The following is a 26,193-nucleotide window of genomic DNA, read 5'->3' as shown; positions in this document are numbered from 1 at the left end:
TGCAACTGACCAACAACCTGATCGGCGTGACCATCGGCATGGTCTATATCATGCTGCCTTTCATGATCCTGCCGCTGCTGGGTGTCATCAGGAAGATCGACCCGGCCATCCTGCAAGCCGCCGCGCTGTGCGGTGCGACCAAGGCGCAGGCCCTGCGCCGGGTGCTGCTGCCGCTGGCAGGGCCGGGGCTGGCCTCTGGCGGGCTGATGGTTTTCGTGATGTCGCTGGGCTATTTCGTCACCCCCTCGCTTCTGGGTGGCACCTCGAACATGATGCTGGCCGAGTTGATCGCCCAACAGGTGCAAAGCCTCGTGAACTGGGGCATGGGCGGTGCTGCGGCCTTCGTGCTGCTGGTTGTCACGCTGGGCCTTTATGCCGTGCAACTGCGGTTCTTCGATCAGGCGGGGGCGCGCTGATGCTGCTGGATTTCGACAAGCTGGGCGCGTGGAAATGGGCGCTGTCGGCCATCTGTGCGGTGATGGCGCTGTTTCTGCTGCTGCCGATCCTGTTCATCGTGGCGCTGTCCTTCGGATCCTCCCGCTGGCTGATCTTTCCGCCGCCGGGCTGGACGCTGAAATGGTATGAGGAACTGTTCGCCGATCCGCGCTGGATCGGGGCGGCGCTGACCTCGGCCAAGATCGGGGTCATCGTCATGGTGTTCTCGGTGGCGCTGGGGCTGCTGGCCTCGCTGGCGCTGGTGCGCGGCACCTTCCGGGGCCGGGCGGTGCTGCGGGCCTTCTTCCTGACGCCGATGGTGCTGCCGGTGGTCATCGTCGCCGTGGCGCTTTACGCGGCCTTCCTGCGGCTCGGGCTGAATGGCACCTTGCCCGGTTTTGTCATCGCACATCTGATCGTGGCGCTGCCCTTCGCCATCATCACCATTTCCGGCGCGCTGGAGACCTTCGACCCGTCGATTGAGGATGCCGCCATCCTGTGCGGCGCAAGCCCGTGGGAGGCGCGGCTGCGCGTCACCCTGCCGGGCATCCGCCACGGCCTGTTCTCGGCCGCGATCTTTTCCTTCCTCATCTCCTGGGATGAAGTGGTGCTGGCGATCTTCATGGCCTCGCCCTCGCTTCAGACGCTTCCCGTGAAGGTCTGGACAACGCTGCGGCAGGATCTGACCCCGGTGATCGCCGCCGCCTCCACCCTGCTTGTCGCGCTGACGGTGATCCTGATGATCGTCGCCGCCCTGATCCGCAAAGGCAAATCCGAATGACCACGCCCTTCCTGCACATCAATGGCATCCGCAAGACCTATGGCGATGTCGTGGCGACCGATCATGTGGAGCTTTCCATCGCGGAGGGCGAGTTCATGACCTTCCTTGGCCCGTCGGGTTCGGGCAAATCCACCACGCTTTATATTCTTGCAGGCTTTCAGGATCCGACGGCGGGCGACATCAAGTTGCGCGGGCAGTCGATCCTGCGCACGCCTTCGCACAAGCGCAATATCGGCATGGTGTTCCAGCGCTATACCCTGTTCCCGCATCTGAGCGTGGGCGAAAACGTCGCTTTCCCGCTGCGGGTGCGCCGGATGGGGCAGGCCGAGGTGGCGGCGAAGGTGAAGCGCGCGCTGTCACTGGTACGGCTGGATGGCTTTGAGGACCGGATGCCGGCCAAGATGTCAGGCGGCCAGCAGCAGCGCGTCGCGCTGGCACGTGCGTTGGTCTATGACCCGCCGGTCCTTCTGATGGACGAGCCGCTTTCCGCGCTGGACAAGAAGCTGCGCGAGGAAATCCAGTTCGAAATCCGCCGCATCCATCAGGAAACCGGCGTGACCATCCTTTACGTCACCCATGATCAGGAAGAGGCGCTGCGCCTGTCGGATCGCATTGCCATCTTCAACCGTGGCAAGATCGAACAGGTTGGCACGGGACCGGAGCTTTACGCCAATCCCGCCACGCATTTCGTGGCCGATTTCATCGGGGACAGCGCCTTTCTTTCGGGCCGTCTGGCGACGCTGCAAGGCGGCCGCGCCGCGATCCGGTTCGAGGGCGGCCAGCAGATCGTCGACGTGCCGCTGCATGGTGCAGGTCAGGAAGGGCAGGCGGCCGATCTGATGCTGCGCCCCGAGCGGATGGAATTGACACCCGAGGCCGGACCGGCGGGGGCCTCGCTGCCGGTGACGGTGCAGGACATCACTTTCCTCGGCAATTGCACCTCGGTCGCGGCGCGCACCGACTGGGGCGATGCGCTGACCGTGCGGCTGAACTTCGGGCATCCGCTGGCAGGTCGCGTGGCGCGCGGCGACCGGCTGAACGTGCGCTGGTCGCCCGAGGCCGCCCATGCCTTCGTGAGGAGCTAAGCGATGCGTTTGACCGACCCGACATTACTGGAAACCCGCGCCTGTCTGGGCGGGGAGTGGATGCAGTCCGACGCGCGCATCGCCGTGCACGACCCCGCCCGCGGCAGCCTGCTGGCCGACGTGGCGGATTGCACGCGCACCGATGCGGCGGCGGCCATCGCGGCGGCGCAGGCGGCGCAACCCGGCTGGGCGGCGCTGACCGGCAAGGAACGCGCGGGGTTTCTGCGGCGCTGGCACGATCTGGTCATTGCCAATGCCGACGATCTTGCGGCGATCCTGACCGCCGAGATGGGCAAGCCGCTGGCCGAGGCGAAGGGCGAGATCCTCTATGGCGCCTCTTACATCGAATGGTTCGCCGAAGAGGCGAAGCGGATTTATGGCGAGGTCATCCCCGGCCATCAGCGCGACAAACGCCTGTTGGTGATCCGCCAGCCGGTCGGCGTGGTGGCGGCGATCACGCCGTGGAACTTCCCCAATGCCATGATCGCCCGCAAGCTTGCCCCCGCGCTGGCGGCGGGCTGCACCATCGTTGCGAAACCGGCGGCGGAAACCCCGCTTTCGGCGCTGGCGCTGGCGGTGCTGGCGGAACGTGCCGGGCTGCCGAAGGGTGTGCTTTCGGTCCTGCCGTCAACCGATGCGGTCGGGCTGGGGCTGGAGTTCTGCGAAAACCCCGCGGTGCGCAAGATCAGCTTCACCGGATCAACCAACGTGGGCCGCATCCTGATGCGGCAGGGTGCGGCGCAGATCAAGAAACTGTCGCTGGAACTTGGCGGCAACGCCCCTTTCATCGTCTTTGACGACGCCGATCTTGAGGCGGCGGTGCAGGGCGCGCTGGTGGCGAAGTTCCGCAATGCCGGGCAGACCTGCGTCTGCACCAACCGCATCTATGCGCAGGCCGGTATCCATGATGCCTTCGTCACGCGCCTGTCCGAGGCGGTGGCGGGCTTGCGCGTTGGCCCCGGCGATGAAACAGGAACCGAGATCGGGCCGCTGATCTCCGCCGCCGCATTGGCCAAGGTCGAGGCGCATCTGACCGATGCCTGCGCGAAAGGCGCGCAGGTTGTCACAGGCGGCGCGCGGATGGAGGGCACCTTCTTTCAGCCCACCGTGCTGACCGGCGTCACCGCCGGGATGGCCGTGGCGCGCGAGGAAACCTTTGGCCCGCTGGCCCCGGTGTTCCGCTTCGATACCGAGGCCGAGGTGATTGCGGCCGCCAATGACACCGAATTCGGGCTGGCCTCTTACGTTTTCACCCGCGATCTTGGCCGGGTCTGGCGGGTGATGGAGTCGCTGGAATACGGGATGGTCGGGGTGAACACCGGCCTCATCTCGACCGAAGTCGCACCCTTCGGCGGCATCAAGCAATCGGGCCTTGGCCGCGAGGGCAGCCGCCACGGGATCGAGGATTATACCGAGCTGAAATATGCCTGCCTAGGGCTCGGGTGATCAGGCTTGGTGCGTGATGGTCCGGGCCGACAGCGGCACCAGCGCGACCAGCCCGGCCAGCAGCCAGAAGGCGACCGACAGGCTGGTCGCCTGTGACAGGGCACCGATGGCGGCGGGGCCGGCAAGGATGCCCGCGTAGCCCGTCGTCGTCACCGCCGCAATGGCCAGCCCGGCGGGCATGGCGGTCTGCCGCCCCGCAAGACTGAACAGCACCGGCACGAGGTTCGAGGCGCCAAGGCCGATCAGCACAAAACCCGCCATGGCAAGGGGGGCGACGGGCAGCACCAGCACGACGGCAAGTCCCGCAATCGCCAATGCGCCGCCCCAGACCAGTACCCGCCGCGCCCCCAGCGCCGCGACCACCCGGTCACCGCTGAACCGGCCCAGCACCATGGCGACCGAGAACAGCATATAGCCCAGTCCACCCAGTTCCGCCGTGGCAAGGCTACGGTCGATGATCAGCAGGGCACCCCAGTCAAGGATCGCGCCTTCCACCAGAAAGGTGACGGCAGCCAGACCGGCGAGGATCAGCACCAACCCCCGCGGCAGGGCAAAGGCCGCAGGCTCCCCCGCCGGGGCGGGCAACAGGCCCGGTGTGGCAAGGATCAGCGCCACCAATGCCAGCCCGCTGCACCAGAGGGCGGAATGGCCCGGTGCCAGCCCCAGCGACAGCAAAAATGTCATCCCTCCGGCACCCACCACGCCCCCCACGCTGAACATCGCATGGAAGCCCGACATCAGCGGCCGGGGCGAGGCACGCTCTACCTCGACCGCATGGACATTCATCGCCACGTCGATCGTGCCAAGCGCACCGCCGCAAACCAGCAGCGCCGCCCCCAGAAACAGCGGGTCCGTCACCACCGCCAGCGCAGGCAGGATCAACACCAAGCCGATGCCCCCCAGCAGGATCATCGGCCGTGCACCGGCGCGTGTGCTGATCCAGCCGGTCAAGGGCATGGCGATCAGCGATCCGACGCCAAGACACAGCAGCAAGAGGCCAAGCTCTGCCTCGCTCGCGCCGGTATTGGCCTTGGCATAGGGCACCAGTGGCGCCCAGCAGGACATGACGAAACCGGCAACGAAAAACGAAAGCCGGGTTGCGCGGCGCGTGGCAGGGGTATTGGCGGATGGTTGCATGTCACGCTCCGGTCGGGGCCAGATGCACCCGCGCCCCTGCCGCGCGAAGGGCGGCAGTGATAGCGGCAGGGGCATCGGCTGCAAGGATGTAATCGTCCACCGCCGCAAGTCCGGCGATGGCATGGGGGGCAGCGGTTTCCAGCTTGGCATTGGTCATCATCAGCGCGGTGGCCGCGCTGCGCTCCAATAGCAGGCGCTTGAAATCCACATCCGCCAGATCGAAACCCGCCAGACCTTCGGTCAACGAGAGCGCACAGGCTCCAAGAAAGCTCAGGTCGAACCGATAAAGCCCCAGCGTGGACAGGGCTGCGCTGTCGGCGCAGCCGCCGGTTACCGGATCGACTCCACCGCCGATCATCACAAGCGTCAGATCGGTGCGGTGCATCAGGGCCGCCGCTGCGGGCAGCGAATTGGTGACGACCCGCAAACCCGGCCGGGCAGGCAGCAGCGCCGCAAGTTCTGCAACCGTGCTGCCGGTATCCAGAAACAGGGTCATGCCGGGGCGGATCAGACCTGCCGCAACCTCTGCCAACGCATGTTTCTGCTTCCGATCCTCGCCGCGCCGCACCACAAGCGGGGACGAGGCCGGTGACAGCGGCAAGGCGCCCCCATAAACCCGGCGGCACAAGCCCTGTTGCGCAAGGGCGCGAAGATCGCGGCGGATTGCATCTTCCGACACGCCAAACTCTGCCGCCAAGTTGCCCGATACGACCGGCTGGCCCCGTGAAATGCGATGGGCAATCTGATCACGCCGGGCGAGGGGGAGGGGTGAATCGTGCATAAACGTGCATTAACCGGAAAAAACCACTACGTCCAGCGCGGTCAAAGCCCCCAGATCAGCAATGGCCCCAGCACGATCCCAAGCAGAAACAGGGTTTCGGCGACAATCATCACCGCTGCTGTCGCCCCCACGGTCATCAGGCCCGGCAGATTGGTGCGCAGCCCGACAGCCCCCACGGCCATCAGAAGGCTCGCCCGGATCAGCGGGTCCAGAAGGTCGCGCAGCATCTGCGGCACGAGGCCGAGCGAATTGGCCCCCGCCAACAGCAGGAAGCCTACCACGAAGCCCGGCACCAGCGGCGGGCGCCGCCCGCCCGTCGCCATGCCGTTGCGCAGTGCCAGCGCACCGATCACGACAACCGGCGCCAGCAGCATGACCCGGAACAGCTTGAACACCGTGGAAATCTCGCCGGTTTCGGGCGAGACCGAAAAACCCGCACCCACCACCTGCGCAACGTCATGGATGGTCGCGCCCAACAGCAGCCCGGTCGAAGCATCGGACAATGCCAAACGGGCAGTCAGCACCGGATAAAGGATCATCGCCAGCGTGGACATCACCGTGACCGCAATGACGGTAAAGGCGATGTCGCGTTCGCGTCGGTCATCCTGCGGCAACAGCGCGCCGATGGCCATGGCCGCCGAGGCGCCGCAGATCGCCACCGCGCCGCCTGTCAGAAAGCCGAAACGGCCGGGTTGCCCCAGAAGCCGCGCCAAAAGAAGACCGAACCCGATGGTCAGCGGCACGGCCACGGCCACGAGGCTCAGCGGGGCAAAGCCAAGACCGGCCAGCGTATCGGCGCTGATGCGGATACCCAGCAGCGCCACACCGATCCGCAACACATGGCGGGCCGCAAGCCCGATGCCCGGCGCGCTGCGGGTATCTTCGCCCAGAAAATTCAGCGCGAGGCCGATCAGGATCGCCATCAGCATGGAGGGCGCACCATAATGATCGGCCAGAAACTGCGCGGCCAGTGCCACGACTGCGGCAATGGCGAAGCCGGGGAAATAGTGGCGGAACAGGGGAACGAGGCGGGTCATGGCAAATCTCTGGGTCATCCGGCCCAGACATTCAACCATGAAGCGCCGGATCGGGGTCGGCAAGCGACGCCGATCCGGCAGAGGTGCTGTTTCAGCCTTGCGCGAACTGCTTTTCGACCGCGCGCTGATGCAGCAGGTATGCGCTGTCGCTGCGCGAGATCAGCGTATAGAACATCGGCACCACGAACAGGGTAAAGACCGTGCCGATCATCAGGCCGGCAAAGATCACCACGCCCATCGCCTGCCGCGCCGCAGCCCCCGCACCTTCTGCGATGATCAGGGGCACCACGGCCAGCGCCATGGCAGCCGTCGTCATCAGGATAGGGCGCAGACGGGTCTTGGCGGCGGCCACGATGGCCTCCTTGCGGGACAGGCCGTGTTCCTCGCGCTGCTGGTTGGCGAATTCCACCATCAGGATGCCGTGCTTGGTAATCAGCCCGATCAGCGTGATCAGCCCGACCTGCGTGTAGATGTTCAGCGTGCTGACCCCAAAGAACAGCGGCAGCACCGCGCCGAAAATCGACAGCGGCACCGACATCATGATGATGAACGGGTCGCGGAAGCTTTCGAACTGCGCCGCCAGCACCATGTAGATGACGACAAGCGCGGCGCCGAAGGCCAGAAGGATGGTGTTGCCTTCCGTCTTTTCCAGCCGCGACTGGCCGGAATAATCGACGAAGAACCCGTCAGGCAGCACCTCGCCCGCGATCCGTTCCAGCTCGGCCAGTGCCACGCCGGTAGACAGGCCGATCATCGGCATGGCGGAAAGCGTGGCGGAATTGAGCTGGTTGAACTGCTCGATAGAAGCCGCCGCCACGCCGGTTTGCAGCGATACGACCGAGGACAGCGGCACCATCTCGCCCGAGCCGGAGCGGACGAAGAACTGTTCCAGCCGTTCAGGGTTGTTCCGCCATTCGCGCGGCACCTGTGTGATGACGTCATAGCTGTTGGAATCGCGGTCGAACTGCGCGATGGCCCCGCCGCCCACCAGCAGGCCCAGCGTATTGCCGATCTCACTGACCGAAACCCCAAGCTCGGCCGCGCGGTCGCGGTCAATGGTGATGCTGACCTGCGGCGCGTCGAAGGCAAGGCTGTTCTGCACCACGATGAACTTGCCGCTTTGCATCGCCTTCATGCGGATTTCATCAGCGATCTCGACCACGCGGTCCGGCGAATGGATCGACTGGATCACCATGGAAATCGGCAGGCCACCGCCGGCACCGGGCAGCGACGGCGGCGCGAAGACATAGCCTTGCAGACCCGGCGTCGCATCCAGCTTGCCCTGAATCTCGGTTTGGATCTCGGCCTGGCTGCGGTTACGCTCCGACCAGTCTTTCAGCGCCCAGATGTAGAACCCCGTATTGTCAGCTCCGCCCATCCCGGCAACCGAGAAGGAGGTATCGACCTCGGGAATATCGGCGGTGCGCTTGCCGATTTCCGTGGTGAAGGCATCGGTATACTCCAGCGTCGCGTAACGCGGGCCGTTCAGGATGGCGAACAGCGCGCCCTGATCCTCTTCCGGGGCCAGTTCGGACGAGGTGTTGAGAAACATGAACCCGGTGGCGCCCAGCAGCGACACCACCATCAGAAGCGTGACCGGACGGTAGTCCAGCGACGAAGAAACGCGCCGCTCATACCAGTTGGCCACCCCGCCCAGCACCCGATCAACAACCCGCTGGAAACGGCCGGGGGCATCGTGGCTCAGCAGCCGGGCCGACATCGTGGGGGTAATGGTCAGCGCGACCACCCCCGACAGGACGACCGATCCGGCCAGCGTCAGCGCGAATTCGGTGAACAGCGATCCGGTCAACCCGCCGGTAAAGGCCAGCGGCGCCAGCACGGCGGCCAGCGTGATCGTCATGGCGATGACCGGGCCGGTGATTTCCTTCATGCCGGTGATGGCGGCGCGGGCCGGGCTTTGCCCGTCGTCAATGTGACGGTGGATGTTTTCCACCACCACGATGGCATCGTCGACCACCAGCCCGATGGCCAGCACCATGGCCAGCAGTGTCAGCAGGTTGATCGAATATCCCAGTGCCAGCATGATCGCGCAGACCCCGATCAGCGACAGCGGAATCGTCACGATGGGCATGAGCACCGACCGCAGCGAGCCAAGGAACAGCAGGATCACCACCACCACGATGGCCACCGCCTCGGCGATGGTCTTGAACACCTCCTCGATCGAGGCCGAGATGGTTTCGGTGGAATCGTAGACCAGCTTTACGGTCATGCCCTTCGGCAACGTGTCATTCAGCGCGGGCAGCGCAGCCAGCACGTTGGCCGCGACATCCAGCTGGTTTTCGCCCGGTGCGGGGATGATGCCGATGAAAGTGCCAGGCTGGCCCGCAAAGGTCACGATCTCGGCGCGTTCGCCCGAAGCCAGTTCGATCCGCGCCACATCGCGCAGCCGCACCGTGCCATTCTTGCCCTGCACCAGCGGCAGCGCGCCGAAGGCGTCGGCCGATTGCACGGTCGAGGCCAGCGTCAGAGAATAGATGAAGTAATCGTTCTCGGTCTTGCCGGGCGCTGACAGGAAGTTGGAGGCCCGGATCGCCCCCAGCACCTCGGAAGCAGTCACCCCGCGCGCGGCAAGCTGCAAGGGATCAAGCCAGATCCGCATCGCATATTCCGAGCCGCCCATGATCTCCATCTGCGCGACGCCGTCGATATTGGTGACGCGCGGCCGCACCACGCGCTCCAGATATTCGGTCATCTGTTCGGGCGTCATATTGGGATTCTGCACCGCCAGATACATCAGAGCGAAGGTCTGGCCGGTGCCCTTCACGATCACCGGGTCTTCGGCATCCGACGGCAGTTGCCCGCGCACCTGCTGCACCTTCGACATGATTTCGGTCAGCGCAATGTCAGGGTCTGCGCCCAGTTTCATCTGCACCGTCACAACCGAGGCCGATGGCCGCGAGGCGGTGGTGATGTAATCGACATTCTCGGTCGTCGAAACGGCCGAAGCGATCGGCGCGGTCACGAAGCCCTGGATCAGATCGGCGGATGCGCCGGGATAGACCGTGGTGATGGTCACCACGGTTTCCTCGACCTCGGGATATTGGCGCACCGGCAGGTTCACAACCGATACAAGCCCCAGAAACAGGATCAGTGCGGCGACGACCGTGGACAGAACCGGGCGTCGGATGAAGATTTCCGAAAAATTCATCTTTTCGGCCCTCACTCGCCCGCGGGGGCGTCAAGCACCACCGAATTGTCCACCTTGACCCGTGCGCCCGAGGTCAGCCGGTTCTGGCCCGAGGTCACGATCTCATCGCCTGCTGCAATACCCTCGACCACCTCGATCCGCGCGCCGGACCGGCGGCCGATAGTGACAAACACCTGTTCGACCTTCTGCTCTTCAGCAGTCTCGCCCTGGCGCAGCACATAGATGGAATCACCGTAAAGCGTGGAGCTGACGGCGGTCTGCGGCACGGCGATCACACCGTCTTCCTTCGGCAAGGCGATACGCACACGCAGGAACTGGCCCGGGTAAAGCGCGCCCGAGGTATTTTCGACCTCGGCCCGGACTGAAACCATGCGCGAATTGGCATCCACGCGCGGTTCAATGGCGATGATCTTGCCCGTCGCGCTGAAATTGCCCACTTCAGAGGTCACCGTCACCGGCCCCCCCATGGTCAGATCCTCGATCTGTTGTTCCGGCACCGCGAAATCCACCCGCATATGCGACAGATCCTGCAAGGTCGCATAGATTGTGCCTGTGGCAACATATTGCCCGATCTCGATCTGCGCAATGCCGATCACCCCGTCAAAGGGCGCCACCAGTTTCTTGCTATCCAGTGCGGTCTGCACCTGCGCCACCTGCGCGCGGGCGCTTTGCACCTGCGCATCGGCGCTTTCGACTGTATTCGCCGCGCCGACCCCACGTTCCGACAGCGTATGCGCCCGGTTGGCATCGGCCAGTGCGACGCTCAGCGCGGCTTCCGCCGCCGCCAGCGAGGCGGCTTCGCTGTCATCGTCGATCTGGACCAGATGCTGATCCTTGGTGATCCTGTCATTGGCTGCAAACAGGATGGCCCGCACCAACCCGCCGGATTCGATGGCCAGATCGACGCCGCGTGCCGAAAGGGCAGTGCCGATCGCCTCGATCCCCGGTTCCCATGTCACCGCCTCGACTTTCTCGGTGCTGACCGGGACCGGCGGCGGAACCATGCCACCCAGATATTGCGCGATCATCTCGTCCCGAAAATATTTGAACCAGACAATGCCGCCGACGATCAGCCCCAGCAGAATGACCGCGATTACCAGTCGCTTGAACATTGATGGTCTCCAATAGCTACAAACCGAAGGGAAGGGTTCGTCGTATCCTGTTCGCCGCACCTTGCTGGTTCAGCCAGCGGGCGAGGTCAAGAGACAGCATTCCCATATTGGTGGCAATATGGCCTTACGTCAGGTCACCCCGATGAATCACCGCTGAAATATCAGCGGCTTGCCTGCCGGATTCCCGCATTGCGCGGCGCGTCATGCAATGGTCTTGTATATCTGCCCGCCTGATCAGGATACCGTATGATGACCGTTCTGCACACGTTGAATCTGATCCTCCGGCCCTGCTGTCCGCTGGATGCCCCGGATTTCATCGCGCTGGAGCGGGATGCAGAGGTGATGCGGTTCCTGAACGGCGGGCCGGTCGATCACGACAACGTGGACCCGGACAGCGTGACCTTTCTGATGCCCCGTGGCCACGAGCCGCATGTCTGGACTGCCCTGCGCCGGGTGGATGGCGCCTTCGTTGGCTGGTTCGGCCTGTTTCCCGAAGGTGGTGGGCTGGCCGAGCTTGGCTATCGTCTGCGCAGGGATCACTGGGGCAAGGGACTGGCCAGCGAAGGGGCAATGGCCCTGATTGACTGGGGGTTCGGCCATGCGGGTCATGACCGGATCATCGCCTGCACGATGACCGTGAACCAAGGTTCCCGCCGAGTCATGGAAAAGACCGGCATGACGCACGAGAGGACCGAGTTTCCCGCCACCCCGGTTCCGGTCGCCGGGGCAGAAAAAGGCGAGGTCTGGTATGGCCTCAGCCGCGACCGCTGGGCTGCGCGGCGCTAAACCGTTGTCACGCCAGGTCACGCAATAGGGCGGCGGTTTCCGGCATCCGCAACAGGCTGGCTTCGATCCGCTGGCGCCAGCGCGGGCCGCGCGCCTGCGCCTCGGCCAGAGCCTCGGCCAGATCGTCCGGCCGGTCCTGCGCCAGAACCCCGATCAGGAAAGCCGCCTGGCCCCGATCTTTGCGGGCCTTGGCCTGATCGGCCCCGCCGCGCCGCCGGTCTGCCACGATCAGCTTGTGCATGGCGAACCGCTCGGGCCGGGGGATCTGCACCAGCACGCCGGATCGGTAAAGCGCAATGGCCGGAATCGGATCGGCGATCAGATAATTCAGGTAGTTCAGCGCCTGCGCGCTGACCCCCAGCGCGGGCAATGGCTTCACGGTTTCATCACCGAAAGCCGGGGTCAGAAACTCCACCAGCGCCTCGCCCCGGTTCTGCCGCCACTTCCACACCTGCCGGTCCGGCACCCCCGGCACCGGGTCGAATTTCAGCGCCTGAAGGATGTCGCCGGGGTTTTCCTCCACCCGGTCCCCCAGTGCCACGGACAGGCGCTCGAAACTGGCGAAATCAATGTCGCCGGTCTGGGCCAGTTCGTCTGAATCGAAACGCACGCCCAGTTCACCCTGATAAAGCGCATAGGCCGCTGTTCCGACCAGCGTGCCACCCAGCCGGAACACCCCGGCCCGCGCAAAGGCAAGCAGCAGAGAGCCGGTGTCGCGGTCGGTGGCGATGAAGCCTTCGGCCCGCAATATCCGGGCAAGCCGCGTCATCCCCGCCTTGCGCGCCTCGGCCCCCGCCCGCAATTCCGCCGCCCGTGCCAGCCGGGCGCGCAGCTCGGGGGTGCCTTCGCCCAGATAGCGGCTTTTCATCTCGGTCCCGAGGCGGAACCTGTCATAAAGATAGCTGCGGCCGTTGCGCACACGCTCTTCGATACTGCCGATGAGTTCGGAGGCGGTTTCCTCCAGATGCAGGCGCAGCAGATCCTGATAGGCAACCTGCGCGGCGCGGGAATGGGAAAGGGCGGGCATGGCAGGGTCCGGCTTGTGTGTAGCGAATATATGCTTGATGCACACAAAAGCACATGTGCAGCAAGAAAATTCTTGCTGCACATGAAGGGGCGGCCGGTCAGACCTCGACGGTAATTGCACCCTGCGGATGCGAACAACAGGCGAGGATCAGCCCCTCGTCGATCTCGTCATCCGAGATGCCACCGTTATGCACCATGACCACTTCGCCAGAGGTTTTCTTCACCTTGCAGGTGCCGCAAAGGCCGAAGTTGCAACTGGACGGGATGTTCAGCCCGGCGCGTTTCGCCACGGTCAGCACGGTTTCCGATCCGTCGCAGCCCAGCGTTTTGCCCGACAGCGCGAAGGTCACGCTGGCAGCACCGCCAAGTTCCACCGTCTCGACCGGCTGTTCGACCAGTGCGGGGGCGGCAAAGCTTTCCTCGTGATAGCGCGCCATGTCATAGCCCAGCGAGGCCAGCATCTCGCGCACCGCCCGCATGAACGGCTCGGGGCCGCAGCAGAAGATCTCACGTTCCAGATAATCCGGCGCCATCAGGCCCAGCATGATCTGGCTGAGCCGCCCGCGATAACCGGGCCAGACCTCGAACGGGTCCACCTCTTCCACGGTGAAGCGCAGCTGCAAGCCCGGCACACGGGCGGCGAACTGTTCCAGCCGTCGGCGGAAGATGATCTCGGCCGGGCGGCGGGCAGCATGGACGAAGGTGATGTCGGGCATCTCGCCCGAATCCCAGGCCCACATCGTCATGGACATCATCGGGGTGATGCCCGAACCCGCCGAAATGAACAGATATTTTGGCGCCTTGTGGCGCAGGAAGGTGAACTGCCCTGCCGGGCCATGGGCGCGGAGGCGCATGCCGGGCTTGAGATGGTCGATCAGCCAACGCGTGCCTTCGGACCCCGGCTGCGCCTTGACGGTAATCGACAGCGACAGCGGCCGCGACGGCGAGGACGAGATGGTATAGGTCCGGCTGACCGGACCCGAGGGCAGCGGCAGGTCCAGCGTCAGGAATTGACCGGGCTGATAGTCGAACCACGCCCCGGAAGGGGCGCGGAAGGCGATGGTGGCGCAATCGGGCGCCTCGGGGATGACCATGGCGCATTCAAGCTCTTCGCTGTCATCCCAGGGCTCGGCCGTCCAGTTCTGGCGCTGCGGCATCGGATCACTCCGCCGCCAGACGGGCACCGCCGGGCGCCTGCGCCGCGATCATCGCACGGACATACCAGTCAACAAACTGGATCACGCCGCTTTCCTGCTTCGCCGAATAGGGACCGGGTTCATAGGCGGGCGAGGTGACACCGATCTGGTTCTCCTCGACCACGCGACGATCCTCGTCATTGGTCGCAAGCCACACTTCTGTCAGGCGTTTCAGATCGTAGTCGCGCCCTTCCACCGCATCCTTGTGCACCAGCCAGGTGGTCACCACCTCGGTTTCGGTCGCGCTGATCGGCAGAACGCGGAAGTTCAGCACATGATCCGACAGGAAATGGTTCCAGGTGTTCGGATAGTGGAAGAACAGCAACGAACCGGCATTGGCGAAGGGCATGCCCGGCAGGCGCGGCGCGGCGGCGGCACCGTCCATCGTGTAGCTGACCGCCTCGCCTACAAAGGGAATGCGGACCAGGCGCCATTGCTCGTTCGGCGCGATGACATAGCGCGAGGGCAACCCCGCCTCTTCGCAGCGGTTCACATGCGCGGCGCCTGCGGGCGAGGACAGGCTGTCATCGGAACCGACCAGATCGGGGTCATCGCTGAAGGTGCGGCACAGCGACGGATGCGACCCGGCGCAATGATAGCATTCGCGGTTGTTTTCCAGCACCAGTTTCCAGTTGCCCGCCTCGACGATGCGCGACTGGAAGGCGACTTTCAGGTCGGCCATGCCATGCCGCGCGGCATAGCGGTCGGCCTCGGCCTGCACGGCGGCGAAATCCGGCGCCTCCTCGGCCAGACAGATGAACACCATTCCGGCGGCCTGCGCGCAATGAACCGGCTTCAGCCCGTGCTTGGACGCGTCGAAATCGGTGCCCATGTCGCGCGCCCACAGCAGGCGGCCGTCCGGGTCATAGGTCCATTGGTGGTAGGGGCAGACCAGCTTCGCCGCCTGACCCGAGGGTTTGGAACAGATGCGCTGTCCGCGATGGCGGCAGACATTGTGGAACGCGCGGATCACACCATCCGCACCACGCACCACGACAACCGGATAGGCGCCCAGTTGCAGCGTTACATAGCTGCCGGTCTTGGGAAACTCGGCGATCGAGGCGGCGAAGATCCATTCGCGCTGCCAGATGGCGCGCAGGTCTTCGGCAAAGACATCCGGGTCGGCATAGAAGGGCCGGGCCAGCGAAAAGCCCGAGCGTTGTTCGTTCAGCAGAGAAAGGAGATCGTCTTGCATGACAGTGTTTCCTGAAAGGAGGAGGGGGAGGAGGAAAAGCTGTGCGGTCAACCCACCTTGGGGACGAGCGCGCGCACCACGTCGCGCATGTCGATCCGCCCGGCGGGCTGGCCCTTGTTCAGAACGGTATAGGCGCGATGGGTGTCGCCATCGGACAGCGCGATCAGCGCCTCCAGTGTGGTTTCCGTATCCACCGTCTCGGGCGGCATGTCGTCTGACAGGCCCGGCGTCATCACCGACCGCACCCGCAAAACGCGAGCGCGGTTGATGTCGCTGACGAAGTCCACGATGTAGGGATCGCGCGGATGCAGCACGATGCCCTGCGGGTCGCCCTGTTGCACCACGCAGCCATCCTTCAGGATGACCAGATGATCCGCGAGCTTCAGCGCCTCGTCCAGATCGTGACTGATGAAGATGATGGTCTTGTGCAGTTCCGTCTGCAATTGCAGCAGCAGGTTCTGCATGTCGGTGCGGATCAGCGGGTCAAGCGCCGAGAACGCCTCGTCCATCAGCAGGATCGGCGCGTTGGAGGCCAGCGCGCGGGCAATGCCGACCCGCTGCTGCATCCCTCCCGACAGCCGGTGCGGATGGCGGTCGGCGAAATTGCCCAGACCCACACGCTCCAGCCACTTCATTGCCTCGGCACTGCGTTCGGCCAGCGGCACGCCCTTGACCTCCAGCGCCAGCGCCGCGTTTTCCAGAACCGTGCGATGCGGCAGCAGCGCGAATTTCTGGAACACCATGGTCATCTGGTCCTGCCGCAGCCTGCGCAGCCCTTCGGGCGACAGACCGGTGACATCGGTGCCGTCAATCAGGATCTGACCGGTCGTCGGCTCAATCAGACGGTTCAGATGGCGCACCAGCGTGGATTTTCCTGACCCCGACAGCCCCATGATGACGGTGATCTGTCCCGCCCGCATGTCGATGTTGATGTCAGACAGGCCCAGCACATGCTTGCCGTTTTCCAGAAGCTCGGTCTTGCCCATGCCCTTCCGGACATCGGCGAGCGCCGCCTCGGGGCGCGGCCCGAAGATCTTGTAGAGATTGCGGACCGAAATCTTGACCGGGGCGGGCGCGTTCATGGCTGGTCTCCGGCATTCATGCGCGACAGCGCGGTCTTGGTCACCCGATCGAGGATGATGGCCAGCAGCACGATGCCCAGACCGGCCACCAGACCCACGCCCAGTTCAAGGTTGTTGATGCCGCGCAGCACCAGCACGCCCAGGCCCGGCGCCGACACGAGCGAAGCGATGACGACCATTGCGAGGCTCATCATGATGGTCTGGTTCAGACCCGCCATGATATTGGGCAGCGCCAGCGGCAACTCGACCTTCACCAGTTTCTGCCAGCGGGTCATGCCGAAGGCATCGGCGGCCTCGGTCACATCGGGATCAACCAGACGGATGCCCAGATCGGTCAGCCGGATGATCGGCACGATGGCGTAAAGGATGATGGCGATGCCATAAAGCTTTGGCTCGGTTACGCTGAACAGGAAGATCAGCGGGATCAGGTATACGAAGGATGGCAGGGTTTGCAGCAGGTCCAGAACCGGCAGCACCGCCTTCTGCGCCCGGTCGCTTTTCGACATCAGGATGCCGATGGGCAGGCCGAGCAGCACCGAAATCGCCGTGCAGACGAGGATGATGGCAAATGTCTGGATCGCGGCGTCGAAATGATCGATGAGCGCCAGCCCCAGCATGGCCGCGCCAACGAAGGCGGTCAGGCCACGCGAGCGGGTCACGCGCTGCACCACCAACAGGACCAGCAGCATCGTCAGCCACCAGGGCAGGAAGGCAAAACCCTTCAGCGTGCCCGTCAGCGCCCAGCTCAGCGGCTGGGTCAGCGGGTCAAGCACCAGCTTCAGCCCGTCTTTCATGCCCATGAACAGGCTTTCAACGGCTGCGGTCAGATCGCGCGTGCGCCAGATGGCATTGCAGCTTTCATTCAGCACATCGAGCGACGGGAAAGGCCGCGACCAGAATGCGACCTCCTCGGCCCCGCCGGATTGCGCCTTGGCCTTGGCCAGTAGCTGCGCCATGGTCATCGGCCCGCCGGTCGAACCGGCATCGCACCAGGCGCGCAGGCCCAGCGTATCGAAAAGTTGGGTATAGGCTGCCATCGGTCCTCACCGGAAACTGGGGGGCGCAATCCGCCCCCCGATCAGGGTCACTGTGCGAAAGCAGCCAGTTTTTCCTTGGCTTCCGGGCTCACCCAAGCGGTCCAGACATCCGGGTAGGTCATCAGGAAATGCACCACGGATTCGTCGATGGACGCCTTGTTTTCTTCCTGCCAGGCCAGAACCTCGCCCATCTGCTGATTGGTGAAGGCCACTTTGGACATCAGATCGACGACGGCCGGTTCGCGTGCGGCGAAATCGGTGGTCACGGCAGTCACGACCTCGGCGCTGGGGAAATCCGATTTCTGCGGATTGGCACAACCGACGGTCTGGGTGCAGACATGCGCCTCGGCGTCATAGGGGCCGACATCGACCTTCACCATCGGGTATTTGCCCAGAACCGCGGTCGGCGCCCAGTAATAGCCGAACCACGGTTTCTTGTCGGCATAGGCCGAAGCGATGGAGGCGGCCAGAGTCTCGCCCGAACCATGGTCGAAGACCGTCATGCCGTGGCCAGCGAAATCATAGGCGACCTTCAGGTTATCATTTGCGACGCGGCAACCCCAGCCTTCGGGGCAATTGTTGAACACGCCGCCCACCATGTCGGGATGCGCCAGAATACCGTCGATCTTGGTCAGTTCGGGATGTTCGGCCGCCAGATAATCGGGAATCCACCAGCCCTCGACCCCGCCATCGGACAGCACATGCGCCACGGTCTTGACCTTGCCCGCTTCTTCCAGCGGCTTGTATTCGGGCAGCGAGTTCAGCCAGAGTTCGGTGACAATATCGGGCTTCCCGGTTTCCGCCACCGAGGCCAGCGCAGGCACAGTGTTCGAGGGAACCACTGTAACTGTGCAGCCATATCCTTGTTCCATAAGGAATTTCGATACGCCGGTCACGATCCCGGCCGAGGCCCAGTTCATTTCGGTAATCGTCACCTCGCCGCAGGCGGCGGCGGTCTGGGCTGTGGCGATCGTGGCCAGAACGGCCGAAGTCACGAAGAGGCTGGCTTTCATCATTTGCTCCCTGCGCCGGGGAGGCGCCTCCCCGGCCTGTTGCTTTGTCGGCTTGTCCCGCCGACTGGTAAGTGCCGGTGAAGTTCCGTTGCGGAAGCTTTTCGCTCAACCGCAAAAATTCTCGACGTTTGGATAACTTCAGATTATGCGTTTCGGAAAAGCGCGACAGGAGGTCGAAAATGGTCAGTCTGCGACGTACGATTTCCTCGCTGGGCGCGCTGTCCACCTTCGAGGCGGCGGCGCGACTGGAGAGTTTCACGCGAGCCGCCACCGAATTGGGGGTGACGCAGGCAGCGGTGAGTCGGCAGATCAAGCAACTAGAGGCCGAACTGAACACTGCGCTTTTCGTGCGCGCCCATCGCAAGGTCGTGCTCACCCCGCAGGGGGTGGCGCTATCCTCGGTGCTGTCAGGCTCATTCCAGCGCATCGCAGAGATGATCGAGACGATCCGCCAACCCGTGGTGAATGACAGCATCACCGTCGGCGCCACCTTGGCCTTCACCCATTTCTGGCTATTGCCCCGCCTGTCTGAATTTCGCGCGGCCTATCCCGACATCAAGCTGCGTTTGGTGGCCGAGGACAGCATCACCGACTTGCGACGCGACCGGCTGGACCTGTCGATCCGCTATGGCAAGCCGCCGTTCGACGACGCGCGCAGTCTCGCCCGTATCGCCGACGAGGTGTTCCCGGTATGCAGCCCCCGGCTGCTGGCCCGGCTGGGCATGCAGGCGGCCACCGCCGAACTGGCAAGGATGCCGCTTCTGGCCTCCGACTGGGTGGACCCGGCCTGGCTGTCCTGGCGGTCCTGGGCCAAACTGGCGGGGGACTCACCCGCCATTGGCAAGGCATCGGATACCAGCCGCCTGCGGTTCAACCATTATACCGATACGGTTCATGCAGCGCTGCATGGCGAGGGCGTGGCGCTTGGCTGGGCTACACTGATCAATCCCTATCTGACGGAAGGGCGGCTGATCCCTGTCGGCGGGCGTCGCGTGATGCTGGAGGAAGGCTATCATGTGCTTCAACCGCTTGGCCGCGACCCGTCCCCCGCCGCCATCGCCTTCCGGGACTGGATCATCGACGAATTCGCCGCGGGTATATAACCTCAGATCATCGACTCGGGCCTTTTTTCTGCACGTCACAACCGGCCGGAACCGCGCCTAAGCTCGGGCAGTTCGACGCTTTGCCACAGGTGACCTCATGGATGACCTCAACACCGAAATGAATGAGTCTGCCCGCGGGCGGCGGCGCAGCGGCGGGCGCGACATGCGCCGCAGCGAGCGCGGCACTGGCGCCACGCGCGGTGTGCATGTGCCCTATATCACGCGGGGTATCCCTACCTATGATGTGATGGGCGAGGAAAATCTGCTGAAGATCGAGGCCGCCGCCGACCGCATTCTGGCGGAAACCGGGCTGGAATTCCGCGACGACCCCGAGGCGCTGGATCTGTGGCGCCGCGCCGGGGCGAAGGTGGAGGGCGTTTCAGTGAAGTTCGAACCCGGCATGCTGCGCGAGATCGTGCGCACCGCCCCGGCCGAATTCACCCAGCACGCCCGCAACCCGGCGAACAATGTGCAGATCGGCGGGCGCAACGTGGTCTTCGCCCCGGCCTATGGCAGCCCCTTCGTGATGGACCTCGACCGGGGCCGCCGCTTCGGCACGATCGAGGATTTCACCAGTTTCATCAAACTGGCACAGTCTTCCCCGTGGTTCCACCATTCCGGCGGCACGATCTGCGAACCGACCGACGTGCCGGTGAACAAGCGCCATCTGGATATGGTCTATGCCCATATCAAATATTCCGACCGCGCTTTTCTGGGTTCGGTCACGGCGGCGGAACGGGCCGCCGACAGCGTGGAGATGGTCCGCATCCTGTTCGGTGCCGATATGGCCGACCGCAATTGCGTGATCATGGGCAATTTCAATGTGAACTCGCCGCTGGTCTGGGATGGCACGATGACACGCGGCATGCGGGAATATGCTCGCGCCGGGCAGGGCACCATCCTCGTGCCTTTCATCCTCGGCGGCGCCATGGGGCCGGTCACCAGCGCGGGCGCCATCGCGCAGGCATTGGCCGAAACACTGGCCGGTTGCGCGCTGACGCAGCTTGAACGCCCCGGCGCGCCGGTGGTCTTTGGCAACTTCCTGTCCTCGATGAGCCTGCGGTCTGGCAGCCCCACGTTCGGGACGCCCGAGCCCGCCATCGGCAGCATGGTCATCGGCCAGCTTGCCCGGCGGCTTAACCTGCCCCTGCGCTGCGCGGGAAATTTCACCACCTCGAAACTGCCCGACGCACAGGCGATGATGGAGGGCACGATGTCCATGCTCTCGGCCATCCATTGCGGCGCGAATTACATCCTGCATTCCGCCGGGTTCCTCGACGGCCTGCTGTCGATGTCCTACGAGAAATTCATGCTGGACGCCGACCTTTGCGGCGCGCTGCATTCCTATCTGAAGGGCGTGCAGGTCGATGACGACCAGCTTGCCGTCGATGCCTTCGCCGAAGTGGGGCCGGGCAACCATTTCTTCGGCTGCACGCATACGATGGGCCATTACGAAACGGCCTTCTGGGACAGCGAGCTTTCCGACAACGAGCCTTTCGAGAAATGGGAGGCTGCGGGGTCGGAAGATGCCGCGAGCCGCGCCAACAAGCTGTGGAAGCGGCGGCTGGCGGAATATGAGGCCCCGGCGCTGGACGAGGGCGTTGACGAGGCGCTGCGCGATTTCGTGGCGCGGCGGAAGGCCGAGGTCGCGGATATGTGGTATTGAGCGGCATGGCACAGGGCATCGCCATCCTCGGCGGCACCGGCTGGCTGGGGCTGGCACTGGGCCGCAATCTGCTGGCACGCGGCCTGCCCCCCGAGGCGCTGCGCGTCCTCAACCGGCGCGGGCCGACGGCGGACTACGAAGGTTTTCCGGGTGTGCATTGGGCCACAGACCTTGCGGATCTGATCGCAGGGGCCGGGGTTCTGGTGCTTTCGGTCCGGCCCGAAGATTACCACGTTCCCGCGCCGCAAGGTTTTGACGGGCTGGTGATTTCCTTCATGGCGGGCGTGCCGCTGGAACGACTGGCGCGGGACTGGCCGCAGGCCACCATCACCCGCGCCATGCCCGGCGGTGGCGCGCAGGAAGGGCAGGCCCATGTGCCGTGGTGCGCGGGCGAGATCCCCGCCGCGGCCGCAACCCGTGTGGCCGGGGTGCTCGGCGCCATTGGAATGGTGGATCGCGTGGCCGATGAGGCGGCGCTGGCCTATATGTCGGCGCTGTCCGGCTCGGGTGCGGCCTATCCGGCGCTGATGGCACAGGCGATGTATCAAGACGCTCTCAAGCGCGGCATTGCGCCGGATGTGGCGTGGCGGGCCGTGCGGTCGGTGGTCTGCGCGGCCCCGGCGCTGTTCACCCAAGGCCCGGAACAGGCGGAGGCGCTGCTCGACAGCTATCACGGTTATCGCGGTGTTACGGCGGCGGGGCTGACGGCGGCCGAGGCGGCGGGCTTTGCCGAGGCTATCACCGCCGCACTGGAGGCCGCCGCCCAAAAGGCGCTGAACTTCTGAGCCTACAGCCCGAAGCGGCCCCGAAACCGGGCAATCTCGCGCGGTTCGGGCGGGCGCCCGGTGTAGATCTCGACATAGCTTGGAATCCGCTCCAGCCGGGTTTCCAGCGTTTCGTCAGCCTGCATCGAGATATAGCCGATCTGCACCAGATAAACGGTGCGCGCCCGCACATCGGCATCCAGCGGCCCATGGCCCCAGCGTTCCAGCAGGGCGGCCAGCGCGGCAAGCCGCTGCTGATCGGCCTGGGCCACGCGGGCGAGGATGGCCGGGTCTTTCAGACCCCAGCCGCGCATGGCGAATTCCAGTTTCGTGTCGAAGGTCTCGGGCCGCAGGAAACAGGCGATGACATTCAGCATCGCCTCGGTTTCCGTTTCGGCGAATTCGCGCGTCGCGGCGGTCAGGGGGGCAGTCGTGCGCGCCTCCCACATCTCGGCCAGCGCGGCCAGCAGGGCGTCGCGGTTCTGGAAGAACCAGTAGAACGAGGTCCGAGAGAGTTTTAGCTGTTCGGCCAGCGGCAGGATCTTCACCCCGTCCACGCCCTCGCGGATCAGCGCGCCATAAGCCGCCTCAAGCCAGCCCTCGCGCGATCCACGCCAGCCCGTTTCTGGTTTTTCCAAGTCATCCATGCCGCGCAGACTAGGCGGAACCGGCAGCCTCCGCAAGAAATGTTCTCCAATGACTGTTTTCTTGACAGTTGTGAACATTTTTCCGATGATCCGGCCAGACTCACCCGCCAGCCCGCACTCGAAAGGCGCCTGCCATGTCGAACGATCCGCTTTTGCAGCCCTACAAGCTGAAGCACCTCACGCTGCGCAACCGCATCATGATTACCAGCCACGAACCGGCCTACCCCGAGGACGGCATGCCGAAGGGCCGCTATCGCGCCTATCACGCGGAACGGGCGAAGGCAGGCGTGGCGCTGACCATGACGGCCGGATCGGCCAGCGTGGCGCAGGACAGCCCGCCGGTGTTCAACAATATCCTCGCCTGGAAGGACGAGGTGGTCGGCTGGATGAAGCAGATGGTCGATGAATGCCACGACCATGGCGCCGCCGTGATGATCCAGTTGACCCACCTTGGCCGCCGCACCCGCTGGGACAAGGCGGACTGGCTGCCGGTCGTCGCCCCCAGCCACGAACGCGAGGCGGCGCATCGCGCCTTTCCGAAGCGGATCGAGGATTGGGACATCACCCGTATCATCAGTGACTTCGCCGATGCGGCGGAACGGATGAAGGCGGCGGGCGTCGACGGGATCGAGCTGGAGGCCTACGGCCACCTGCTCGAACAGTTCTGGTCGCCGCTGACCAATGATCTTGAGGCGCCCTATGGTGGCAGCCTCGACAACCGGCTGCGCTTTACCTTCGACGTGCTGCGCGCCATTCGCGCCCGCTGCGGTGAGGATTTCATCGTCGGCCTGCGCTATACCGGCGATCAGTGCCAGCCGGGTGGCATGACGGCGGCCGAGGGGCTGGAGGTCAGCCACAAGCTGAAGAACAGCGGGCTGGTCGATTTCCTCAACGTCGTGCGCGGGGCAATCGACACCGATCCGGCGCTGACCGATCTGATCCCGATTCAGGGCATGAAGAACGCGCCGCATCTGGATTTCGCGGGCGAAATCCGTGTGGCGACCGGCTTTCCGACCTTCCATGCGGCGAAGATCCCCGATGTGGCGACGGCACGGCACGCCATCGCCAGCGGCAAGCTGGATATGGTCGGGATGACGCGGGCGCATATGGCCGACCCGCATCTGGTGCGCAAGGTCATCGAAGGGCGCGAGGATGACATCCGCCCCTGTGTCGGCGCCAACTATTGCCTTGACCGGATTTATCAGGGCGGGCTGGCCTTCTGCCTGCACAACCCGGCGACGGGCCGGGAAGAGACCATGCCGCACAGCATCCCCGCCGCCGCCACGAAGAAGCGCATCACCATTGTCGGCGCCGGTCCGGCGGGGATGGAGGCCGCGCGGGTGGCGGGCGAACGCGGCCATGCCGTGACGGTGTTCGAGGCGGCTGACCAGCCGGGTGGCCAGATCCGCCTGACCGCGCAGGACGAACGGCGGCGCGAGATGATCTCGGTCATCGCCTGGCGTCAGGCGCAATGCGAAAAGCTGGGGGTGGATTTCCGCTTCAACACTTTCGCCGATGCCGCTGATATTCTGGCGACCAACCCCGACGAGGTGATCATCGCCACAGGTGGTCTGCCGCATACCGAGGTGCTGTCGGGTGGTAATGACCTTGTGGTCTCTGCCTGGGACATCCTGTCGGGCGATGTGAAGCCGGGCAGCAATGTGCTGATCTACGACGACGCGGGCGATCATGCGGCACTGCAAGCGGCCGATCTGATTTCCGCCACCGGCGCAACGGTGGAAATCGTCACCCCGGACCGCAGCTTCTCGCCCGAGGTCATGGCGATGAACCTCGTGCCCTACATGCGCAACCTGCAAAAGCGCGACACCACCTTCACGGTGACCTGGCGTCTGATGTCGGTCGCGCGCGAGGGCAATGCATTGCGCGCCACGCTGGGCAGCGACTACGGCGATTTCCGACGCGAGCGGGTGGTGGATCAGGTGGTGGTCAACCACGGCACCCGCCCGCTGGACGAGCTGTATTTCGAGCTGAAGCCGCAATCGTCGAACCTGGGCGAGGTGGATTACCGCGCGCTGACCTCCGGTGCTGTGCAGGATGTGCAGCGCAACGCCGAAGGCCGGTTCCGGCTGTTCCGCATCGGCGATGCAGTGGCGGCGCGCAACACCCATGCCGCGATCTATGATGCGCTGCGTCTGGTGAAAGACCTGTGATCCGGCTGCCGCCGCCCCGGCCTCCGGGGTGGCGGCCCGCCAAACCTTCCCCGCGGGGAATTGGCACGCCCCCGGGAAGGCCGCATAGTGCGGGCGATCAGCAGTCATGCGGCGCGGCAAGGAGCGGACCATGGATGTAACGACCAACGGTGAAGTGTCGTTCTGGTATGCCGATATGGGCGGCGTGCCGGGCTATCGCCAGCCGCTGCCCGGCGACATTTCGGTGGATGTCTGCATCGTGGGCGCGGGGTTCACCGGCCTCTGGACAGCCTATTACCTGAAAGAAGCCGAACCCGGCCTTTCGATCGCCATCGTGGAAAAGGAATTCGCGGGCTTCGGCGCCTCGGGTCGCAATGGCGGCTGGTGTTCGGGCGAATTCGGATGGAGCCGCCAGAAATACCTGTCCTCCGGCACTCGCGCGGGCGTCATCGAGTTTGAACGCCAGTTGCGCAGCACCGTGGACGAGGTGAAGCGCGTGACCGAGGCCGAGGGCATCGACTGCGACTTCCGGCTGACCGATTGCCTGACCTTCGCCCAGACCCCCGCACAGATGGCACGGTTGCAGGAGGATTACGAAGCCGCGATGTCCTGGCAAGTGCCGACCACGCGGCTGGAACTGATCGGCGGGGCCGAGGCGGCGGCGCGCATCCGGGTGCCCGATGCGCAGGGCGCGCTGGTGCGTCACCACGTCGCCCGCGTGCAGCCCGCCAAGCTGGTGCGCGGGCTGGCCGAGGCGGTGGAACGGCGCGGGGTGGCGATTTATGAACAAACCACCGTGACCGGCATCGCAAAGGGCCGTGTCACCACGAACCGGGGCAGGGTCACGGCGCACCGGATCATCCGCGCCACCGAGGGCTTTACCCATGGCATCCCCGGCAACGAACGCCAGTGGCTGCCGATGAACAGCGCCATCGTGGTGACCGAACCGCTGCCCGATGACCTGTGGCGCGAGATCGGCTGGGAGGATCATCAGCTTCTGGCCGATGCCTCGCATGCCTATTGCTATGCGCAGCGCACGCGCGGCAACCGCATCGCCATGGGCGGGCGCGGCGTGCCCTATCGTTTTGGCTCAAAGACCGATACCCGCGGCCAGACCCAGCCGGAAACCATCGAAAAGCTGAAGGACATCCTGTATCGGATGCTGCCGCAGACGCGCGGGCTGCGGCTGGATCATGCCTGGTGCGGGGTGCTGGGCGTGCCGCGCGACTGGTGCGCCACTGCCGGGATGGACCCGCAGACCGGCATCGGCTGGGCCGGCGGCTATGTCGGGCTGGGGGTTTCGACCTCCAACTTCTCGGGGCAGACACTGGCCGATCTGGTGCTGGACCGCCAGACCGAGCGGACCGTTTTGCCATGGGTCAACCGCCGCCCGCGCAAATGGGAAGTGGAGCCGTTCCGCTGGCTGGGGGTGCATGGCATGTACTGGCTTTACCACCGCGCCGACCGGAACGAGGCGGCGGGCGGCGGCAAGACCACCTCGCGCCTTGCGAGCTGGGCGAACCGTCTGACCGGACGCTGAGCCGT

General features: G+C 64.8%; 22 protein-coding genes. 10 read left to right on the top strand and 12 right to left on the bottom strand.

The window, feature by feature from the left end; all coding sequences use genetic code 11:
- The 4 genes from D2N39_RS14910 to D2N39_RS14895 form a co-directional block, all read left to right on the top strand.
- The coding region (locus D2N39_RS14910; RefSeq protein ID WP_147373501.1) for an ABC transporter permease at nt 1–416 on the top strand (416 nt) is incomplete at its 5' end.
- The gene (locus tag D2N39_RS14905; protein ID WP_119135569.1) at nt 416–1,216 is read left to right on the top strand and encodes an ABC transporter permease; all 801 of its coding nucleotides are present in this window, start codon (nt 416–418) and stop codon (nt 1,214–1,216) included. The genes D2N39_RS14910 and D2N39_RS14905, both read left to right, overlap by 1 nt.
- A complete protein-coding gene (locus D2N39_RS14900; protein WP_119135568.1) occupies nt 1,213–2,301 on the top strand; it encodes an ABC transporter ATP-binding protein in 1,089 nt (362 codons plus the stop codon). Before D2N39_RS14905 ends, D2N39_RS14900 begins: the two co-directional genes overlap by 4 nt.
- A gap of 3 nt (nt 2,302–2,304) precedes the next feature.
- The gene (locus D2N39_RS14895) at nt 2,305–3,747 is read left to right on the top strand and encodes an NAD-dependent succinate-semialdehyde dehydrogenase (RefSeq protein WP_119135567.1); all 1,443 of its coding nucleotides are present in this window, start codon (nt 2,305–2,307) and stop codon (nt 3,745–3,747) included.
- Here D2N39_RS14895 and D2N39_RS14890 read toward each other — a convergent pair whose 3' ends face one another.
- The 5 genes from D2N39_RS14890 to D2N39_RS14870 all read right to left on the bottom strand — a co-directional run bounded on the left by D2N39_RS14890 (nt 3,748) and on the right by D2N39_RS14870 (nt 10,983).
- Nucleotides 3,748–4,884: an MFS transporter gene (locus D2N39_RS14890; RefSeq protein ID WP_119135566.1), complete on the bottom strand. Its 1,137-nt coding sequence runs from the start codon at nt 4,882–4,884 to the stop codon at nt 3,748–3,750. It abuts the gene before it with no gap.
- A 1-nt stretch (nt 4,885) separates the two neighbouring features.
- Nucleotides 4,886–5,665, bottom strand: coding sequence for a DeoR/GlpR family DNA-binding transcription regulator (locus D2N39_RS14885; protein WP_119135565.1), 780 nt, complete (start codon nt 5,663–5,665; stop codon nt 4,886–4,888).
- Nucleotides 5,666–5,706: 41 nt separating this feature from the next.
- Entirely contained in the window at nt 5,707–6,702 is a 996-nt protein-coding gene (locus tag D2N39_RS14880) for a YeiH family protein (protein ID WP_233557186.1), read from the bottom strand.
- Nucleotides 6,703–6,793: 91 nt separating this feature from the next.
- Nucleotides 6,794–9,871, bottom strand: coding sequence for an efflux RND transporter permease subunit (locus tag D2N39_RS14875; RefSeq protein ID WP_119135564.1), 3,078 nt, complete (start codon nt 9,869–9,871; stop codon nt 6,794–6,796).
- A gap of 11 nt (nt 9,872–9,882) precedes the next feature.
- Entirely contained in the window at nt 9,883–10,983 is a 1,101-nt protein-coding gene (locus tag D2N39_RS14870; RefSeq protein WP_119135563.1) for an efflux RND transporter periplasmic adaptor subunit, read from the bottom strand.
- 249 nt (nt 10,984–11,232) lie between these two features.
- Between D2N39_RS14870 and D2N39_RS14865 the strand changes: the two genes are divergently transcribed.
- Nucleotides 11,233–11,769, top strand: coding sequence for a GNAT family N-acetyltransferase (locus D2N39_RS14865; protein WP_119135582.1), 537 nt, complete (start codon nt 11,233–11,235; stop codon nt 11,767–11,769).
- Between the two features lie 7 nt (nt 11,770–11,776).
- On the opposite strand, the gene D2N39_RS14860 is transcribed toward D2N39_RS14865, so the two are convergent.
- The 6 genes from D2N39_RS14860 to D2N39_RS14835 form a co-directional block, all read right to left on the bottom strand.
- Nucleotides 11,777–12,796 carry a nucleotidyltransferase family protein gene (locus D2N39_RS14860; RefSeq protein ID WP_119135562.1) on the bottom strand — a complete coding sequence of 340 codons (1,020 nt, stop codon included), beginning with the start codon at nt 12,794–12,796 and terminating at the stop codon, nt 11,777–11,779.
- A gap of 97 nt (nt 12,797–12,893) precedes the next feature.
- Entirely contained in the window at nt 12,894–13,952 is a 1,059-nt protein-coding gene (locus tag D2N39_RS14855) for a hybrid-cluster NAD(P)-dependent oxidoreductase (RefSeq protein ID WP_119135561.1), read from the bottom strand.
- A gap of 4 nt (nt 13,953–13,956) precedes the next feature.
- Nucleotides 13,957–15,186, bottom strand: coding sequence for an aromatic ring-hydroxylating oxygenase subunit alpha (locus tag D2N39_RS14850; RefSeq protein WP_119135560.1), 1,230 nt, complete (start codon nt 15,184–15,186; stop codon nt 13,957–13,959).
- A 47-nt stretch (nt 15,187–15,233) separates the two neighbouring features.
- Nucleotides 15,234–16,268, bottom strand: a complete 1,035-nt coding sequence (locus tag D2N39_RS14845) for a quaternary amine ABC transporter ATP-binding protein (RefSeq protein WP_119135559.1) — start codon at nt 16,266–16,268, stop codon at nt 15,234–15,236.
- Nucleotides 16,265–17,305 (bottom strand): ABC transporter permease, encoded by a 1,041-nt coding sequence (locus D2N39_RS14840; protein WP_119135558.1) that lies wholly within the window; start codon nt 17,303–17,305, stop codon nt 16,265–16,267. Before D2N39_RS14840 ends, D2N39_RS14845 begins: the two co-directional genes overlap by 4 nt.
- Before the next feature lie 47 nt (nt 17,306–17,352).
- Entirely contained in the window at nt 17,353–18,318 is a 966-nt protein-coding gene (locus D2N39_RS14835; RefSeq protein ID WP_233557185.1) for an ABC transporter substrate-binding protein, read from the bottom strand.
- A 179-nt stretch (nt 18,319–18,497) separates the two neighbouring features.
- On the opposite strand from D2N39_RS14835, the gene D2N39_RS14830 reads away from it, so the two are divergent.
- The 3 genes from D2N39_RS14830 to D2N39_RS14820 all read left to right on the top strand — a co-directional run bounded on the left by D2N39_RS14830 (nt 18,498) and on the right by D2N39_RS14820 (nt 21,872).
- Entirely contained in the window at nt 18,498–19,421 is a 924-nt protein-coding gene (locus tag D2N39_RS14830) for a LysR substrate-binding domain-containing protein (RefSeq protein WP_119135556.1), read from the top strand.
- 118 nt (nt 19,422–19,539) lie between these two features.
- Nucleotides 19,540–21,087 (top strand): trimethylamine methyltransferase family protein, encoded by a 1,548-nt coding sequence (locus D2N39_RS14825; RefSeq protein WP_119135581.1) that lies wholly within the window; start codon nt 19,540–19,542, stop codon nt 21,085–21,087.
- 5 nt (nt 21,088–21,092) lie between these two features.
- Entirely contained in the window at nt 21,093–21,872 is a 780-nt protein-coding gene (locus D2N39_RS14820; protein ID WP_119135555.1) for a pyrroline-5-carboxylate reductase family protein, read from the top strand.
- 2 nt (nt 21,873–21,874) lie between these two features.
- Here the strand turns inward: D2N39_RS14820 and D2N39_RS14815 are convergent, their stop codons facing one another.
- Nucleotides 21,875–22,498 (bottom strand): TetR/AcrR family transcriptional regulator, encoded by a 624-nt coding sequence (locus D2N39_RS14815; RefSeq protein ID WP_119135554.1) that lies wholly within the window; start codon nt 22,496–22,498, stop codon nt 21,875–21,877.
- A gap of 134 nt (nt 22,499–22,632) precedes the next feature.
- Between D2N39_RS14815 and hpbA the strand changes: the two genes are divergently transcribed.
- Together hpbA and D2N39_RS14805 are read left to right on the top strand one after the other, a co-directional pair.
- Nucleotides 22,633–24,669, top strand: coding sequence for an N-methyl-L-proline N-demethylase HpbA (gene hpbA / locus D2N39_RS14810; protein WP_119135553.1), 2,037 nt, complete (start codon nt 22,633–22,635; stop codon nt 24,667–24,669).
- A 130-nt stretch (nt 24,670–24,799) separates the two neighbouring features.
- The gene (locus D2N39_RS14805) at nt 24,800–26,188 is read left to right on the top strand and encodes an NAD(P)/FAD-dependent oxidoreductase (RefSeq protein WP_119135580.1); all 1,389 of its coding nucleotides are present in this window, start codon (nt 24,800–24,802) and stop codon (nt 26,186–26,188) included.
- Nucleotides 26,189–26,193 lie beyond the last annotated feature (5 nt).

Source organism: Gemmobacter lutimaris (genome assembly GCF_003570715.1).
GTDB classification, from domain to species: Bacteria; Pseudomonadota; Alphaproteobacteria; order Rhodobacterales; family Rhodobacteraceae; genus Gemmobacter; species Gemmobacter lutimaris.
This window is presented reverse-complemented; position numbering and strand designations above follow the sequence as displayed.